Origin of the sequence: Candidatus Methylomirabilis sp. (assembly GCF_028716865.1) — a bacterium.
Lineage (GTDB): Bacteria > Methylomirabilota > Methylomirabilia > Methylomirabilales > Methylomirabilaceae > Methylomirabilis.
Genome location: NZ_JAQUOY010000013.1, coordinates 1 through 16,842, shown reverse-complemented (window position 1 = coordinate 16,842; position 16,842 = coordinate 1). Strand labels below are relative to the sequence as shown.

Sequence of the window (16,842 nt, the reverse complement as noted above, 5' to 3'; positions counted from 1 at the left end):
TAGGGTAGCGAACCGCAACCCCACAGTTCTGGCCATGTAGGAATTACCCGGGTTCGTTGGTGTGTGTAGCCCAGCCGTTACGAGGAAGACGCCCTATTTCATAGTCGTTTGACACATCAATAACATTTGATATATTCAGTTCATGCTATTTCTGATGCCGAAAGATCTCACTCGGGCTGCACGCTGGTTTCACGCACTCTCCGATGAAACGCGCCTGCAGATCATCGAACGTCTGAGCGACGGCGAGCAGTGCGTCTGCAACTTGACCGACATGCTGGCGACAACTCAGTCGCTGCTCTCCTTCCATCTCAAGACACTCAAGGAGGCCGGATTCCTGACGGACAGACGGGAGGGTCGATGGGTGTACTACTCGTTGAACCAGGAGGCGATCGAGGACCTGGAGCGGTTTATTGGCTCGCTGAAACCAAGAGGACGTAGCCTCCGCGTTTCGTTGAAACGATGTGATTGACCTTTTTTTGGCCTGACTCATCAATGAATCTTGATGGGATAGCGGGAAGACAATATGAGCAAGCAGGGCATCACAGTTGCAACGCGGCTGAACATCTTTGAGCGTTACCTCTCTGTCTGGGTGGCGCTCTGTATCGTGACGGGCGTCGCCATCGGTAAGGTCAGCCCTGGACTGGTGGGTGCCTTAAGCCGGATGGAGGTGCGTCACGTCAACCTCCCGGTCGCGATCCTGATCTGGTTGATGATCTATCCGATGATGTTGCGGATCGATTTCGCGGCACTCCGGGACGTCGGGCGTCGACCGAAGGGAATCCTGATCGTCCTGTTCGTGAACTGGCTGGTCAAGCCTTTTAGCATGGCCTTCCTCGGCTGGCTCTTCTTCAAGCATCTCTTTGCCGGGATTATCGGTCCCGCGCTCGGGGATCAGTACCTCGCGGGAACGATCATCCTAGCGGCTGCCCCGTGTACGGCCATGGTCTTTGTCTGGAGCTATCTGACTGACGGCGACTCGGCATACACACTGGTCCAGGTGGCGTTGAACGACCTCATCATGCTCTTCGCCTTTGCGCCCATCGTGATCTTTCTCCTGGGCGTCTCGAACATCACGGTGCCGTACGACGTACTGCTGTACTCGGTGATCCTGTACATTGTTATTCCGCTCGCTGCCGGGGCTGCCTCCCGCGCGGCGCTCCTCCGGACCAATGGCCCCACGTGGTTCGAGGGAGTCTTTCTTGCACGGCTCAAGCCGGTCACTATTGTGGCGCTCCTGGCCACCCTCCTCATCATCTTCGCCTTCCAGGGGGAGGTGATCCTGGGGAAGCTGTCGCACATCGTGCTCATCGCGATCCCCCTGCTCATCCAGGTCTACTTCAACTCGGGATTGGCGTACGGGTTAGCGTGGCGGTTCCGCGTCCCCCACTCGGTCGCGGCTCCCGGCGCGCTGATCGGCGCCAGTAACTTCTTTGAGCTGGCCGTCGCCACCGCCATCTCGCTCTTTGGCCTCACCTCCGGCGCGACATTGGCCACGGTGGTCGGGGTCCTCGTCGAGGTGCCGGTCATGCTCTCGGTATGCTCGGTCTGTAATCGTACACGCCATTGGTTTACCGAGCCCACGGCGGTCCCGGTCGTCGAATCGGCCAGGCGGCCAATCGGCAGGCGGGCCTGACCATGTTCAGCACGATCTCTGCTTCACCATATTTGGGAACTCTTCCGGATAGTATCCAGCGATCTACGGTCAGCATTCCACGCTGAGAGGAGCTCTATGACCAGATTGCGCGTCCTGTTTCTCTGCACACACAACTCGGCCAGGAGCCAGATGGCCGAAGGTCTCCTTCGCGCGCTTGCGGGAGATCATTTCGACGTCGCCAGCGCCGGAACCGAGGCCACACGCGTTCACCCGCTTGCGATCCAGGCCATGCAGGAGATCGGCATCGACCTGACCGGACATTCCTCCAAAACCATCGACGCCTTCCTCGGCCAATCATGGGACTATGTGATCACAGTCTGCGACAACGCCAACGAATGTTGTCCGATCTTTCCAGGAAAGACGACCCGCCTCCACTGGAGCTTCGACGATCCCTCTCAGGCCACCGGCACAGATGAAGACAAGTTAAGGACATTCCGTCGCGTTCGCGATGAAATCCACGCCAAGCTTCGCGACTGGCTCGTCGATCAAGAGAAATCCTCCTCGTAGCCTGGCGTCATCGAATTCCCTCTTGTCCCCACCGGTAGTTGGGGGCATGGGAACTGAGAGGTGGCGCAAAGTAAGAGCCACCTGATCAGCAGATGGGCTATGCGACGAGCTATCCGGAGTGAGCTATCGGCTGAGAGGAAGACGACAGGTTATTCAGGGGAGCGACGAAGCGCACATCACGGGAGTGCAGTCTGCATCGCGCTCGGTCGTAGAGATAATTCCCCTAGACACCACTGACCTGTGCCCTAGCACCTCATACCAAGGCTGAGCGGCGTACACACCCGGCTTCCGCAAAGATGCGTGCGGTCGCTCCAGTGCCAAGTCAGACATTGGCACCCCACATGATCACCAGCATTCCGGATAGGCAAAGGGCAATTCCGACGATGTCAGTTGTGTTCGGCCGAACAGAATCCACGGCCCAAAGCCAAAGGATCGCGACGCTCACATAGACTCCGCCGTATGCAGCATAAACGCGCCCTGCCGCAGTGGGATGGAGAGTCAGCAACCAGGCGAAGACGGCCAGACTGACTGCAGCCGGAGCGAGGACCCATGGCGACACTCCCTTTCGAAGCCAAAGGAATGGCAGGTAACAGCCGACTATTTCTGCCACCGCCGTCAATACAAACAGCCCAAGAGATCGCAGTAACTCCATATGCCGAAGGAAAGCTCACCTGCTGCGATGAAGCGCAGCGGATTGGCGGCCAGATGCAGCACCTTCCTGCCATGCCGCTCGAATTGCATGTTACCTGGTCTTGAAATCCTTAAGCTTTGTATGTTCGATGAGTTGATTAAGCGTCTTGAGTGTGAATACCTTGCCCCGGGTTGCGAGGATCATCTTTTTCATGTCTTCACGACGAATATACTGACCCCCTTGAGGAGTAGACATCGCTTGTGACAAACTGGGGCGACTCAACCAGGAGGTGACGAATGACCGAGTCGACCCGAAGAGTAAATCGCTGGACTCCCACCCGTAAAGCTGCCGTCGTCCTGGACTTGCTCCGAACACCCTTCGAAAAGTCGTATTCTTTTCTCATCTCCTCACTTGCCATACTGCCCTCTCTCGCGCCTGGTGGCTTTGCGACACATGATGATCCGCGCTCGGCACCGCCCCTCGTCGATCTCACGCGTTTGCCATCATTGCTCTGCTCTGCGTCAATCTTGGCCGGTCCACCTTTCAAGTCGAACGTTGTGTCGCTGAGTCGCTATCAGAAAACGGAATGATCCACCACAAAAGTTTTCCGTCGGCTTAAGCGGCGGGTTAGGCCGCCGTGAGCCGCACCTTACCAACATTGCCGAGTTTGAGGCGCTGTTTCGCTTGCCAAAGATCATGGTTGTTCTGCATAGCAAGCCAGCTCTCGGGAGAACGCCCAAGGGCCTTGGAGAGCCGCAGCGCCATTTCCGGACTGACACGGCTGGAGCCCACCAGAATACGATGCAATGTCGAAGGTGCCACACCGAGCTTTGCAGCCAGCTCCCGGCCGCTCAGGTGATTCGGCTCCAGATAGACCTGAGTGATGAACTCTCCGGGATGGGGTGGATTGTGCATAGCCATCAGTGATAATCCTCATAATCCAAGACGTGGGCGTGTCCGTCTTTGAATGCGAAGGTTACGCGCCAGTTACCGTTGACCCACACCGACCACCGACCGCGCTCTGATCCCTTCAGAGGGTGTAAACGAAACCCAGGAATGTTCATGTCCTCGATATTCAGAGCTGTATCCAGGGCCACTAACAGCATCCGCAGCCGGGCATGCCCTTAATTGGCGTGTGGCTGAGTCGATCCAATCCACATCACTGTGAGATCGAGTTGGCTCGCCGCGTCCCGCTGGCGTATATCTGCCGTGATAAAGGGAATCCGAATTCCAGACATCGTCTGAAAGGCCAGGGCTGAGACCAGATGGAGGGCATCGAGCGTTTTGACCCCCGTCGTCCGAATAAGCTCCTCGGCATGGGTGAGGACCAGCGGAGTCACTGCGACAAGTTCCCAATAACTGCGATCCTGCCGCATGCGAGAGAGAATCACGGTCAGATCCTGTTCGGCCAGTTCACCCGATGCACGCCGTCGACACAGCGCTGATATCGCCTCAACCGGAGCAATAGCCGAGGAGAGGAAGCGATGACGGCGCAGCGTGGCGCGCGCCTGCGCCGAACCCGCTTCACGGATATACCGTTTGAGCAGGACGCTGGTGTCGAAGTACGCCCACGGCACAGGCATCAGGATTCGTCTCGTTCGTCACGAAGCGTGCGGGAGATCGGCGGGCCCTTCAAGGGCCGTGGCGCGCAGGGGGGGAGAGGCCGGCGCTTGGACGCCGCGTGTAACAGCCCTGCCGCTTCCAGGTGTCGAACCTCCGCCTCAGCGGCACCCGGTTGCCCCAACGGCCTGATTACGGCGATAGGTTTCCCGCGTTCGGTCAGCACCACCTCTTCCCCGGTCTTGACCGCCTTGATGGCTTTTGAGAACTGCTGGTTGGCTTCTCGCAATCCTATCCGCATCCAGACCTCGCTATCGACGTAGTGACATTACTACGTTACTGTGAAATACAGTTGCGGTCAACGGTAAAGTGCTCCCCAAGAATAGACCTTGCCTCTCTGGAAATAGCGAGCGGCCAGACGGCTTCGATATCCTGAGCCTAGTGTAGCCGGGTTGTCGGGTTACGCTACGCTAACCCGACCTACGCCTCTTCGCTGGAATCCACGTTATTACCCTCGCTATTATCGAGAATCTCCGCCAAGTATCTGACCTTGATCCTCTTTCCAGCCTCACTGAGATACTCACCGAAAAAGCCTCAAATTTACTCCCGTGTCATCGATCCTTCATACGGTTGTAACAAGTCACGGTTAGGATGCCAGCAAAAAGGAGGATGACATGTTGATTACGTTAAAGGTTGATGCGAGTTCTTACAACCGGCTGATCACAAAGGGCGAGGTAAAGAGGGGCTACCTGTTGGGTCTCTCTCCATATTTCGATGATCAATTTGTGCTGAGCCCCATCGATGGAACCATCGAACGAATCTCGTACAACAGGGAAGAGCAGGCACTGCGCATCAGCATTCGACCAATGGGCGGGGAACGACGGGCGGCGTAACCATAACGAAGAGGAGTGGAGTATGCGATACCGGATCAAGGAGCGCAAAGGGAGTCTGCTCATCAAGCTTGATGGGAAGGCGCTGGACAACGAGGAGGCAAGGTTACGCCGAGTCCTCTTGCCGTTGCTGCGGCGCCACGGCGTGAAAGTCGTCATCAACCTGACCGGACTTGACGAGCTCGGCATCCCGGAGCTGGGCGTCCTGGGCGCTATCCGCCAAGAGGTCAAGGCACAGGACGGCACCCTCCGGCTGTGCGCTCTTCAAGACAAACTTCGGGCGCAATTCGATTGGAATCCCTTCCTTCAGGTCTACGCGTTGTACCACGACCTTGAAAGCAGTTTCTCACAGATGCCGGACCTGCCCCTGAAGCGATCAGCCTGAACTTAATGAGCACCATAAGTGTAGCGCATCCACGGGCCGCAACGGCCAGCATCACCCCATGCAGGGGACCGGGGCGAGATCAATGCAGCGCCCCGCATCAACAAAGCGCTCTGCACTCGGGAGCGCAGTGATTAACCGAACAACGCACAGAGAGGAGAATCATGGCTCAAAGAAGGTGGTGGGTTCGTGGTGTCGTCTTAGGCAGCGCCTTGCTGCTCGCCCCGGTAGGGGCGTGGGCCGACAAGCTTACGGAGATCGAGCAGGCATTTGAGGCGCAGCAGCAGTCGCTGCAGCAGTTGCAGCAGGAGATGAACCGGTTGCGACAGGATCGGACTGCGCAACAGACAGACACGGACAGGCGCGTGATGGAGGTGGAGAAGAAGGCCGCCGAGGCCGCCGCCTCGTCACTGCTCACCGGATATGACCCGGGGAAGGGGTTCTACCTGAAATCAGCCGATGGCCAGTTCCGACTGAACCTGGGCGGGTACCTCCAGACCTGGATGCAAGTTGAAGGGTCGCGAAAGGAAGAGGACTATAGCGCTGCAGACAAGGTAGCAGGTATCGCTCGACACAACCCGAGCACCTTCAGGGAGCGCCGCGTTCGGTTGCTCGTGACCGGCCAACTCTTCAATGACTTTAACTTCCATATCCAGCCTGATATCACCGGTGCTGCGCGGCTCGAAGAGGGCTGGGGCAGCTACACGTACGCCCCGTGGGCGAAAGTCGTCGTCGGGCAGCACAAGCCTCGGTTCGGCCTCGAGATGCTCACCTCCTCTTCGGACCTGGACTTCGCCGAGCGAGCGGTTATCTCCAGAGCGCTGTCCCCGGAGCAGCAGCTTGGCGCCACTGTCGAGGGCACGCTGAAACTCGCCACCATGCCTGTCTACTATGGGGCCTCGATCTATAACGGCTGCGGCCGGATCGATCAGTGCCCTGGGGGAATCGACAACGACGGCGATAAGGCGTTCGCCGGGCGATTGACCTTGTCGCCTCCTATGCCCTTCGGCAATCTCACCATCGGGCTGAACGCCGATCACCGCACCTTCAGGATGGTGAACGGGAAAGGGGCAACCGAGGCAAACGGTGTGACGACGCCCGTCACCGGTACCTCGTTTCATCGCTTCGATCCGATCCAGGCGACCGGCTGGAAATTGGGGGGCGACGGGGCCGGCACGTCGCAGAACGGCTTCCTGATCAATGGGAACCGCGTCACGGGTGGCGGCGACCTCGTCTTCGACTTCTATCCATTCATCATCAAAGGGGAGTATGCCTACGCCTCTCAGGAGCGTGACGCCTTGGGCGCTGGCGGCAGCAATCTCGACAACCTCATCATGCAGGGTGGCTACGGGTCGATCGGCTACTGGATCTTCGGTAATAAGCGCAGTGGCCTACTGGCCATCGGCCGCTACGAGCACCTGCGGGTCGATGACAACACAGGCACCTATACGGCACCCGCCTCGGCCACCAAGGAGCGGCCAATGGAGATGCGCTCCGGCACCCTCGGGCTGAACTGGTATGTCAACCCCAGTGTCCGACTGCGAGCCAACTACCTCCTCACCGATGTCCGGCCGGGTCGGAATACCATCGGGGTAAGCAATAGCACGCACGGCGAGTTGGTTCACGAGGGGATTGCTGAGGTGCAGATCCAGTTCTAAACGGTAGATTTGATGACAAGTTTCACTCGCGACGAGCGCTGCAGATTTGAGGTACCGCGCTGCATTTGAGCAGGCTGTGTACGTTGCCCTGGAGGCTCATCGCTGCCCCTGATTGTAGCCCTCCCTCCAATCATGGTGGCGATGAGCCGATCTGGGGCCAACAATCTCCGGTTGTGCATGCTGCCAACATGTAACATATCCGTAACATAGATGTAACGTGATCGTTATACTTCATCTGATAACCTTTTGAAAAAGGAGGCCAACAATGCTAAGGCAAGAGAACGGCAAATGGAGAAGAGGTTATACTTTTTTACTGCTGCTTTCAGAGATAGTGTGTGCGATCTTGCTCTGGTCTGCGCTCGCCGTGGCTGAGGTCCTGAAGGTAGATCCGGCACTCCCGACCTACAAGGCGGTCAGCGGCGTCTCGGGCAATCTTTCGAGTGTCGGATCGGACACCTTGAACAATCTTATGACGTTCTGGGCCGAAACGCTCAACAAGTTTTACCCCAATGTGAAGATCCAGATCGAGGGGAAAGGCTCCTCCACGGCTCCGCCGGCGCTGATCTCCGGCACCGCTCAGCTCGGTCCCATGTCTCGGCCCATGAAAGGAACCGAGATCGATGCCTTTGAAAAGAAGTTCGGCCACAAGCCGACCGAGCTCCGCACTGCCGTGGACGCCCTGGCCGTATTTGTGAATATGGACAACCCGATCAAGTGCCTGTCAATCGCCCAAGTAGATGCCATCTTTTCCAAGTCCAGGCGCTACGGCCACAAGGAAGACCTCAAAACCTGGGGGCAGCTCGGCTTGACCGGTGACTGGGCCAACCGTCCGATCAGCCTGTTTGGTCGGAACTCGGCCTCCGGGACGTACGGATTCTTCAAGGAGCACGCGCTGAAGAACGGCGACTACAAGGATCAGTTAAAGGAGCAGCCCGGCTCGGCCTCTGTCGTCCAGGGGGTGGCCGTTGACCGCTACGCCATGGGCTATAGTGGCATCGGCTACACCACCGCCGGCGTGCGGGCCGTTCCACTGGCCGAGAAAGAAGGCGGTACGTGTGTCGAGGCCACCGCAGCCAACGCCTATTCCGGGAAGTACCCCCTGTCACGGTTCCTGTTCATCTACGTCAATCGCGCGCCTGGTAAGCGCCTTGACCCCCTCACCAGTGAGTTCATCAGGCTTGTACTCTCGAAGGAGGGGCAGGAGGTCGTGATCAAGGATGGATTCTTTCCGATCCCGAACTCCGTAGCCAAGGAAGAGCTGAGTAAGGCGCTCTAATGGCTCACTGAGCATCTCCATGAAGGACAGCACCAAGGCTATCGTACCGGGCGAGCCACTGCAGGCGGCTCGCCCGTTTACTGTCCCGCACCAAAAGATCACGCGGCGTCTCCTGCTGGATCGCCTGGCCCGTTGGGTCGTCACGCTCGGGGGGGCGGCGATCATCGTCTCCATTCTGGCCATCCTGTTTGTCATTGCCGCCGAGGTCTATCCCCTCTTCAGAAGGCCGACGGCAGTACCGCTTGGGGCGATTACCACGACGCTCGATTCGGCCCCGCTCGCGGTCGGGGTGGACGAATACCGCGAGATCGTGTACGTAGTGACCGCCTCCGGCGTACAGTTCGTGTCCGCCAAAGACGGAACGTTACTGACATCCAATCGGCTCCAGGGGCTGCGCGACGCGACGGTCGTCGGGGTATCAGGATTAGGACGAGGCCCGTTTGTACTGGGACTCTCGGATGGGCGTGCGATCCCCGCTGAGGTCAGATTCTCGGTCACCTTCCCGGAAGGAAAGCGCCGCGTCGAGGCTGAGCTCACGGCCGGCGATCCGATCGCGGTCGATCCGGAGCGGCACCCGGTCGCTAGGCTCGCCTACGCCTCCACCCCAAACGGACCCGTAACAGCGGCTGTCGTCGGTCCAAAAGCTATCATTCTCGTCACCATCAAAGAGATGAAGGCCCTGATCGGTCCGTCCACGAAGGAGGAGTCACGTGAGCGTCTCACTCTACCGATCGAGGGAGAGATCACTCAGATCCTCCTCGATGGCCGCGGCGAGAACCTGTTCGCCGGTACCTCGTCCGGCCAAGTCATCAGGGTAGACCTCCGAGACCCAAACGACCCAAAGGTTGTCGGCGTTGTCCCCGCTACGATCCGACCAGGGATCGGCGTGAGCACGATGGGGTTCCTGATCGGGGACCGCACACTGGTGATAGGTGATGCGATGGGCGGCATCAGTTCCTGGCAACTCGTGCAGGCGGATGGCACAGAGCAGCGCTTGGCGAAGGTCCATGACTTTCTGGCCCACACGGGACCCGTCGTCGCCTTCGCTCCGTCCCGCCGCGATAAGGGGTTTGTGACGGCGGATGCCTCCGGCATCATCCGCATCCACTATGGCACCACGGGGAAGACCTTGCTGACGCTCAAGGCTGCAGATGTGGGACTGAGCGCGGTCACCTTCGCCCCCAAAGCCGACGGCGTCATGACGATTGATGCGAAGGGGGGCCTCTCACACTGGACCGTGGAGAACCCCCACCCCGAGATCAGTTGGGGGAACCTATTCGGGAAGGTCTGGTACGAAGGGTACCCTGCGCCGGCCTATGTCTGGCAGTCCACTGGAGGAACCGACGATTTTGAGGCAAAGTTTAGCCTCACCCCGCTCATCTTCGGGACGATCAAAGGGACCTTCTACGCACTGCTCTTCGCAATCCCGCTGGCGCTCCTGGGCGCTCTATACACCTCCCAGTTCATGCACCCGATGCTCAGGGGGATCGTGAAGCCGACCGTAGAGATCATGGCTGCGCTTCCGAGCGTCGTCCTGGGCTTCCTGGCAGGCCTATGGCTTGCGCCCCTTGTCGAAAAGGTCGTTCCAGGTCTCTTCCTCATGCCGATCGTGACCACACTCCTCATTCTGATCGCCGTCTTGTGCTGGCGATTCGTTCCCATCGGCATCCGCAGTCGTGTCAAGGCGGGTACCGAGGTCGCCCTGCTCATCCCGATCGTGATCCTCGGAGGCTGGATCTCCTTCCAACTCGGTGGGGCGGTCGAGCGCCTGTTGCTGTCAGGCGACTATCGAGGCTGGCTCTTACATGTCCTCGGACTCACCTATGATCAACGAAACTCCCTGGTTGTCGGCATCGCCATGGGCTTCGCCGTCATCCCGATTATTTTTACCATTGCCGAGGATTCGCTCTCCAACGTGCCTCAACACCTTGTGGCCGGTTCGCTCGCGCTTGGCGCCACCCGGTGGCAGACCGCGCTGAGGGTCGTCCTGCCGACGGCAAGCCCTGGGATCTTCTCCGCCATCATGATCGGCTTCGGACGGGCGGTGGGCGAGACAATGATCGTCCTGATGGCCACGGGAAATACGCCGGTGATGGACTGGAGCATCTTCAACGGTTTTCGGGCCCTCTCGGCCAACATCGCCGTGGAGCTTCCCGAGGCGCCTGAGGGCGGGACGCTCTTCCGAATTCTCTTCCTGGCAGCCCTCCTGCTCTTCGTGATGACATTCATCGTGAACACCCTGGCCGAGCTGGTTCGCTTGAAGCTCCGGCAGAGGTATCGTTCCCTATGAAGCGCTTCTGGAAGAGCGGCGATCCATTCATCTGGCTCACTGGAGGCGCATTAGCCCTCAGCCTGCTCATGGTGGCCGGGCTCGTCCTCTTGGTGCTGCTCAACGGGCTGGGCTTCTTTTGGCCGTCGCCGATTGTGCGCCTGATACTGTCGGATGGCAAGGAGCTATTAGGCCAGGTGACGCAACGGGAGGCGATCCCGCAACCAGACGCATCTCCTGGGACCGCCCCGCGCTACCGGATTCAGGTCAAGGTCGGCAATCGTGACCTGTACGGCGCCGACTTCGTCTGGGTCGAGGAGGCCACGATCGCTCGCCGCGACTTCCCTGCGGAGGCTGTCCTCATCGAGCGACGGGAGTGGGGCAATCTCTACGGTTTTATCAAAGAGGTTCGGGATAACGAGCGCGCCGTAACTGCTGGGCCTGAGGCGGCCTGGACCACTCTTCAGGGCCTTCTCCCGAATGCGACATCGACGTTTCAGGAGATCAGGCAGATCGAGAAAAAGGAGATCGGGGCGATCAATTATGCCCAAGAGAAGATCCGCCTCAAGCTCAAGAAGCTTCAACTCTCAGGACAAGAGGGAGGTTCAGAAACAGCACGACTCGATAAGGAGATGGAGGGTTGGGCAGCCAAGTACCGCGAACAGGAGGCGAGGCTCGCCACGGTCCGCCACCACTCCCAACAGACGCTCATCGTTTCGGTCATCGGCGACAAGGAGACGGAACTGCCGCTTCAGCAGATTGTGCGAATCATCCGACCGAACTCGATGGGGGTGTGGTCCAAGAGCGGCGTCTATCTGTCCAGGCTCTGGGAGTTCATCTCCGGCGATCCTAGGGAGTCGAACACCGAGGGTGGCGTCTTCCCCGCCATATTCGGCACGGTGATGATGGTGATGATCATGAGCCTTCTCGTCGCCCCGCTGGGCGTGCTGGCCGCATTCTACCTTCGAGAGTACGCGAAACAGGGGGTGTTGGTCAGTACGGTCAGGATCGCCGTGAATAATCTGGCCGGCGTCCCGTCCATCGTCTTTGGGGTCTTTGGTCTCGGCTTTTTCATCTACTTGGTCGGGGGAAGTATCGACCGGCTCTTCTATCCTGAGGCGCTCCCGACCCCGACCTTCGGAACAGGAGGGATCTTATGGGCCTCGTTGACCCTGGCCCTTCTGACCGTCCCAGTCGTCATCGTGGCCACAGAGGAGGGGCTTGCGGCTATCCCGCCGGGGATGCGTGAGGCCTCGCTAGCGCTGGGCGCCACGAAGTTCGAGACGACTTGGCGGGTCGTCCTGCCGACGGTCATGCCCTCGGTCCTCACGGGACTCATTCTGGCCATGGCTCGGGCGGCCGGGGAGGTCGCGCCGCTCATGATTACCGGGGTGGTCAAGCTCGCCCCGTCTCTTCCGATCGATGGCGTCTGGCCGTTCGTACATCTGGAACGCAAGTTCATGCACCTTGGATTTCATATCTACGATGTCGGGTTTCAATCGCCCAATGTGGACGCCGCCAGGCCGATGGTCTACACCACCGTGCTCCTCCTTCTCCTGGTCGTCCTGATCCTGAACCTGGCAACGATCCTGATCAGGAACCGTCTGCGAAAAAAATACGCATCTTCGGCGTTCTAGAGATAGAGAAAATGCCCTATGATATAGAAAGCGGTGGGCGGTGCCTGGTGGGAATGGTACGGAGCCATGAGATTTCAATTGGACTGTGAACACCGACGATGACAACGGAGCCGATGATCGAAATCAGAAAGTTGACCCTCAAGTACGGCGAGAAGCTCGCCATCCAGGATATCAGCCTCGATATCCCCAAGCATCAGGTCACGGCCTTCATCGGGCCATCGGGGTGCGGGAAGACGACCCTGCTGCGATGTCTGAACCGCATGAACGACCTCATCGACGGGGTAACGGTCAGCGGGACCATCCGGATCGGCGGACTCGACATCCATGACCCGGCCCTGGAAATCACGGAACTCCGCCAACGCGTAGGCATGGTGTTCCAGAAATCGAACCCCTTCCCGAAGACGATCTATGACAACGTCGCCTATGGGCCGCGGATCCTCGGAATGCGCGGACAGTCGTCGCTGGACGAGATCGTGGAAAGGAGTCTGCGGGCAGCCGCCCTTTGGAACGAGGTCCAGGATCGCCTGCGCAGCAGCGCGCTCAGCCTGTCAGGGGGACAACAGCAGCGGCTGTGCATCGCCAGGGCCATTGCCGTCGAACCGGAGGTCCTCTTGATGGACGAACCATGCTCCGCGCTGGATCCGATTGCAACGGGAAAGATCGAAGAGCTGATAGCCGACCTGAAGCTACAGTACACGATCGTGATCGTCACGCACAATATGCAGCAGGCGGCCCGGGTCTCGGATTACACTGCCTTCCTGTACCTCGGCCAGTTGATCGAGTATGATCTCACCAGGCAACTCTTCGTCAAACCCTCCAGGCAACAAACGGAGGACTACATTACAGGCCGATTCGGCTAGGACAACAGATGAAAACCATGCATCGACATTTCGATGAGCAACTACAGGAACTGAGAGAACACCTGTTGGCGATGGGAAGTCTGGCCGAGACGATGATCGTCAAGAGCGTCAAGGCGTTGATGGATCGGAGCGAGGCGTTGGTACAGGAGGTCTTCGCCCACGAGGAAGAGATGGATCAGCGATGCATCGAAACTGATCAGCGCTGCTTCACCTTGCTGGCCCTTCAGCAGCCGATGGCCGGCGACCTCCGTTTCATCGCGGCAGCCATCAAGATCAACAGCGACATCGAGCGAATCGGTGACCTGGCGGTCAATATCACGCAGGCGACCATGTCGCTCATCAGACAGCCAACCCTGAAGCCTCTTATCGATATCCCGCGGATGGCCCAACTCTGTCAAGAGATGGTGAAGAAAAGTCTGGATGCCTTCGTAGCGCGGGATGCGGAGTTAGCCAGGATCGTCATCGAATCGGACGATCCCGTCGATCTTCTGCGGGACCAGGTCTTCAGAGAGCTTCTCAACTTCATGATTACTGACCCTACAACGGTCCCTAGAGCCTTGGATCTGGTACTCATCTCACGCTATCTCGAACGGATCGCCGATCATGCGACCAATATCGCAGAGGATGTCGTCTATATCGTTCGGGGTGAGGATATCCGGGAGCGTGGCGACAAAGAAATACGAAAGGGCTTAAGGCACCCGGCCGGTATCTCACCAGAAATTCCAGGAGTTGATCGAGAAGCAGCCCTCGCGGCCCACAGGCTGATTCCGGAAGAGCGGGAGTTTCTCGACCTGATCAAATCCGCCGCGCACAATCTCCTCCGGGCCGCAAAGTCTCTACAGGTCATGTTCGAGGATTACACCGATCCCGCGGGAAAGTGGCGAGAGGTCAGGGAAGCTGAGCATGAGGGAGACGCAATCACCCACCGCATCATGAAGAAGCTGAACCAGACCTTCATTCCGTTCCTCGACCGGCAGAACCTCCATGCGCTGACGTCAGCCCTCGATAATGTCGTGGACTTCATCGAAGCAACGGCCTCCCGGATGGTGCTCTACAAGATCGAACAGCCCACGCCGGAATCCCGCGAAATGGTGGCTCTCATTATGGCATCGGCCGAGCAGATCGTGAAGGCGATTGGGGACCTGCCAGGATTCGCCGGGGTGGAGGAGATCTGCGTAGAAATCAATCGATTGGAAAACGCGGCAGATGATCTGTATCGGCGCGCCATCGCCGACTTGTTCCAGGGAGAGCGACCGATCCTCGAGGTGACCAAGTGGAAGGAGATTTACGAACTGCTGGAAGCAGTGACCGACCACTGCGAGGATGTCGCTGACGTCGTGGAGTCGATCGTCCTCAAACATTCGTAAGTCGGAACCACTCGTTTAATCTCAATGCTGTTCACTTAGGCCCTCCCAACCGTTCACCCTTGGGCTTGTCGAAGAGTAATTGTGGTTCGACAGGCTCACCACGAACGGCTAAAGTGAACAGTATCGCGTCGAACTTGGAACCTCCAGCGTCTTAGACTCCTTCCGTCGCCTCCTGCGAGGTGATTGCCGGTTTCTTGACCAGGATGCGGGCGGCCAGAATCCCAATCTCGTAGAGCAAACACATCGGTAACGCCATCAGCGTCTGGTTGAAGACGTCCGGTGTGGGGGTAAGGATGGCGGCAATCGTGAAGTTGATCAGGATCGCGTACTTCCGGTTCTTGGACAGGAACTGCGGTGTGACCAGTCCCATCTTGGCCGCAATCCCAATGACTAACGGGAGCTCAAAGACCAAGCCGAAGGCCAACAGAAATTTTGTGGTAAAGTCCACATAGTTGCCGATGGAGATCATCGGCTTCAGGTTTTCCGTTTTGTAGGTCAGGAGGAAGTTCAGGGCGAACGGAAGAACAAAGTAGAAACAGAACAGCAGGCCAACAATAAAGAAGACCGTGGCCAGCACGACGAATGGGAGGGCATACCGCTTCTCGTGAGGGAGCAGACCTGGTGCAACGAATTTCCAAATCTGATAGAGGACGACCGGCAAGACGAGCATTAGGCCGGCCACGAAGGCGATCTTCATGTGCATCCAGAAGGCCTCGGCAGGCGCCAGGAAGATCAAGTCGAGAGGGGGACCCGGACGCGGAGTAGATCGCAGGAAGGGGTAGGTCCGGGAGAAAACCAGGTCGGTCGTCAGGGGGCGCTTGAGATATCGGAGGAGCGTCTCGGAATAGTTGAACGTGAGCGCGAAGCCGATCCCGATAGCGACCAGCGAGATGAGAATCCGCCGTCGAAGCTCCTCCAGGTGGGAGAAGAACGACATCTTCTCATCAGACATTCCGCGTCTCGTGCGTTCCCTTCGGCTTGTCCTCCTGGCCTACGGCCGGAGGCGTTTCGACCTTAGCGGCCTGCTGCTCTTCGCGCGTCGGCGCGTTTGCCTTTTCCTCCTCGGTCGATAGCTCGGCAGTCAACCCTTCCTTCAGCTCTTCAGAGGCCCGCCTGAATTCCGCCATGGCCCGACCCAGTGACCGACCAAGCTCCGGCAGTTTACCAGGGCCAAAGACCAAGAGCGCAATGACAAAAATAACGATCAGCTCCTGCATCCCAAGTCCGAACATCGCGAGAACTCCTTACGAACGTTGACGACCCATCCCTATCCCGCAACTCAGCCTACGCTTGACCCCCAGCAAAGTCAAGCCCCAGTCCACTCACCCCTTGCCCTGCTGGACCTTCGAGCCCCAAAGGAGCCAGCCAACGAAGCCTAGTGCCATCAAAAACACAAAGAGGGCCAAAACCCAGTGTGCCATAGCAACAAGGTGAACGACCCGATCGAAGAAAGGGGCCGAAAAATACGCAATGCAGACGATCGCCGTGCAGTAGACTACCGCCCCAGCTAGATTGTAGCGGAAGAAGCGAGGGAATGGCATGCGGAATGCCCCCGCCAGGGGCCCCGCCATGAACCTAAGGCCACCGATGAAGCGGGCCAGGAAGACCGTCCAGGGACCGTATCGCCCGAAAAACTGCTCAGCCGCGAAGAGTCGCTGGCGCGTCACCCCCAAGGCCGCTCCATACTGCAGGAGGAGGCGTCGCCCAGCCCGGCTCCCAAGCCAATACCCAAGACTATCCCCCCCGGTGGCGCTGACAATCGCCGTCGGGATCAGCCCCCAGAGGCTCAGCATCCCCTTCGCCGCAAGATAGCCCCCGACCAATAAGATCGTCTCCTCAGGAACCGGCAACCCAATGTTGCCGAGCATGACCGCTACGCCGATGAACAGGTATCCCCAGTGGGCCACATAGGGGGCCATGAAGGCTTGCAGTTCTTGCGGAGAGAGTCCGAACATACCATGCTCAACATCAGGTCAGGGATATTCGGTCCACGCCACGACAAATCTAGAAACGGAAGTAGAGTCTGATCAGGGCAAATGAGACAGCGGCGATGGCAGCAGAGAGGGGAATGGTGAGGATCCAGGCCCAGACGATCTGTCTGGCCACCCCCCACCGCACCGCCGAGAGGCCGCTGGTCGCCCCGACCCCGGA

General features: G+C 58.6%; 18 protein-coding genes and 2 pseudogenes. 11 read left to right on the top strand and 9 right to left on the bottom strand.

Annotated elements, in window-relative coordinates; translation table 11 throughout:
* Positions 1-154 precede the first annotated feature (154 nt).
* The 3 genes from PHV01_RS06665 (at position 155) to PHV01_RS06655 (ending at position 2,161) form a co-directional block, all read left to right on the top strand.
* Positions 155-469 carry a metalloregulator ArsR/SmtB family transcription factor gene (locus tag PHV01_RS06665; RefSeq protein ID WP_337290374.1) on the top strand — a complete coding sequence of 105 codons (315 nt, stop codon included), beginning with the start codon at positions 155-157 and terminating at the stop codon, positions 467-469.
* A 54-nt stretch (positions 470-523) separates the two neighbouring features.
* Positions 524-1,633: an ACR3 family arsenite efflux transporter gene (arsB, locus tag PHV01_RS06660; protein ID WP_337290373.1), complete on the top strand. Its 1,110-nt coding sequence runs from the start codon at positions 524-526 to the stop codon at positions 1,631-1,633.
* A 96-nt stretch (positions 1,634-1,729) separates the two neighbouring features.
* Positions 1,730-2,161 carry an arsenate reductase ArsC gene (locus PHV01_RS06655; protein WP_337290372.1) on the top strand — a complete coding sequence of 144 codons (432 nt, stop codon included), beginning with the start codon at positions 1,730-1,732 and terminating at the stop codon, positions 2,159-2,161.
* Between the two features lie 322 nt (positions 2,162-2,483).
* On the opposite strand, the gene PHV01_RS06650 is transcribed toward PHV01_RS06655, so the two are convergent.
* From PHV01_RS06650 to PHV01_RS06630, 5 genes and pseudogenes are all read right to left on the bottom strand, one after another.
* Positions 2,484-2,813 (bottom strand): YnfA family protein, encoded by a 330-nt coding sequence (locus PHV01_RS06650; protein WP_337290371.1) that lies wholly within the window; start codon positions 2,811-2,813, stop codon positions 2,484-2,486.
* 606 nt (positions 2,814-3,419) lie between these two features.
* Positions 3,420-3,713 carry a HigA family addiction module antitoxin gene (locus tag PHV01_RS06645; RefSeq protein ID WP_337290370.1) on the bottom strand — a complete coding sequence of 98 codons (294 nt, stop codon included), beginning with the start codon at positions 3,711-3,713 and terminating at the stop codon, positions 3,420-3,422.
* Positions 3,713-3,907: pseudogene (locus PHV01_RS06640) on the bottom strand (type II toxin-antitoxin system RelE/ParE family toxin); the annotation flags it as partial. The pseudogene PHV01_RS06640 and the gene PHV01_RS06645, both read right to left, overlap by 1 nt.
* Before the next feature lie 9 nt (positions 3,908-3,916).
* Complete coding sequence (locus PHV01_RS06635) at positions 3,917-4,375, bottom strand: type II toxin-antitoxin system VapC family toxin (RefSeq protein ID WP_337290369.1); 459 nt, start codon at positions 4,373-4,375, stop codon at positions 3,917-3,919.
* On the bottom strand, positions 4,375-4,653 hold the full coding sequence (locus PHV01_RS06630) for a type II toxin-antitoxin system prevent-host-death family antitoxin (RefSeq protein ID WP_337290368.1): 279 nt from the start codon (positions 4,651-4,653) through the stop codon (positions 4,375-4,377). The genes PHV01_RS06635 and PHV01_RS06630 overlap by 1 nt, the downstream gene beginning before the upstream one ends.
* 373 nt (positions 4,654-5,026) lie before the next feature.
* On the opposite strand from PHV01_RS06630, the gene PHV01_RS06625 reads away from it, so the two are divergent.
* The 8 genes from PHV01_RS06625 to phoU all read left to right on the top strand — a co-directional run bounded on the left by PHV01_RS06625 (position 5,027) and on the right by phoU (position 14,691).
* Positions 5,027-5,245, top strand: coding sequence for a hypothetical protein (locus tag PHV01_RS06625; RefSeq protein WP_337290367.1), 219 nt, complete (start codon positions 5,027-5,029; stop codon positions 5,243-5,245).
* 22 nt (positions 5,246-5,267) lie between these two features.
* The gene (locus PHV01_RS06620; RefSeq protein ID WP_337290366.1) at positions 5,268-5,627 is read left to right on the top strand and encodes an STAS domain-containing protein; all 360 of its coding nucleotides are present in this window, start codon (positions 5,268-5,270) and stop codon (positions 5,625-5,627) included.
* Between the two features lie 161 nt (positions 5,628-5,788).
* On the top strand, positions 5,789-7,282 hold the full coding sequence (locus PHV01_RS06615; protein WP_337290365.1) for a porin: 1,494 nt from the start codon (positions 5,789-5,791) through the stop codon (positions 7,280-7,282).
* A gap of 265 nt (positions 7,283-7,547) precedes the next feature.
* Positions 7,548-8,558, top strand: a complete 1,011-nt coding sequence (locus tag PHV01_RS06610) for a phosphate ABC transporter substrate-binding protein PstS family protein (protein WP_337290364.1) — start codon at positions 7,548-7,550, stop codon at positions 8,556-8,558.
* Between the two features lie 19 nt (positions 8,559-8,577).
* Positions 8,578-10,848, top strand: a complete 2,271-nt coding sequence (locus PHV01_RS06605; RefSeq protein WP_337290363.1) for an ABC transporter permease subunit — start codon at positions 8,578-8,580, stop codon at positions 10,846-10,848.
* The gene (gene pstA, locus PHV01_RS06600; RefSeq protein ID WP_337290362.1) at positions 10,845-12,464 is read left to right on the top strand and encodes a phosphate ABC transporter permease PstA; all 1,620 of its coding nucleotides are present in this window, start codon (positions 10,845-10,847) and stop codon (positions 12,462-12,464) included. The genes PHV01_RS06605 and pstA overlap by 4 nt, the downstream gene beginning before the upstream one ends.
* Positions 12,465-12,577: 113 nt before the next feature.
* A complete protein-coding gene (pstB, locus tag PHV01_RS06595; RefSeq protein WP_337290361.1) occupies positions 12,578-13,324 on the top strand; it encodes a phosphate ABC transporter ATP-binding protein PstB in 747 nt (248 codons plus the stop codon).
* An 8-nt stretch (positions 13,325-13,332) separates the two neighbouring features.
* Positions 13,333-14,691, top strand: coding sequence for a phosphate signaling complex protein PhoU (gene phoU, locus PHV01_RS06590; protein ID WP_337290360.1), 1,359 nt, complete (start codon positions 13,333-13,335; stop codon positions 14,689-14,691).
* Positions 14,692-14,842: 151 nt separating this feature from the next.
* Here phoU and tatC read toward each other — a convergent pair whose 3' ends face one another.
* The 4 genes and pseudogenes from tatC to PHV01_RS06570 all read right to left on the bottom strand — a co-directional run.
* Positions 14,843-15,643 carry a twin-arginine translocase subunit TatC gene (tatC, locus tag PHV01_RS06585; protein ID WP_337290359.1) on the bottom strand — a complete coding sequence of 267 codons (801 nt, stop codon included), beginning with the start codon at positions 15,641-15,643 and terminating at the stop codon, positions 14,843-14,845.
* Entirely contained in the window at positions 15,636-15,923 is a 288-nt protein-coding gene (gene tatA / locus PHV01_RS06580; RefSeq protein WP_337290358.1) for a twin-arginine translocase TatA/TatE family subunit, read from the bottom strand. Before tatA ends, tatC begins: the two co-directional genes overlap by 8 nt.
* 90 nt (positions 15,924-16,013) lie before the next feature.
* Entirely contained in the window at positions 16,014-16,646 is a 633-nt protein-coding gene (locus PHV01_RS06575; protein ID WP_337290357.1) for a DedA family protein, read from the bottom strand.
* A gap of 49 nt (positions 16,647-16,695) precedes the next feature.
* Positions 16,696-16,842, bottom strand: a pseudogene (locus PHV01_RS06570) (inorganic phosphate transporter); the annotation flags it as partial.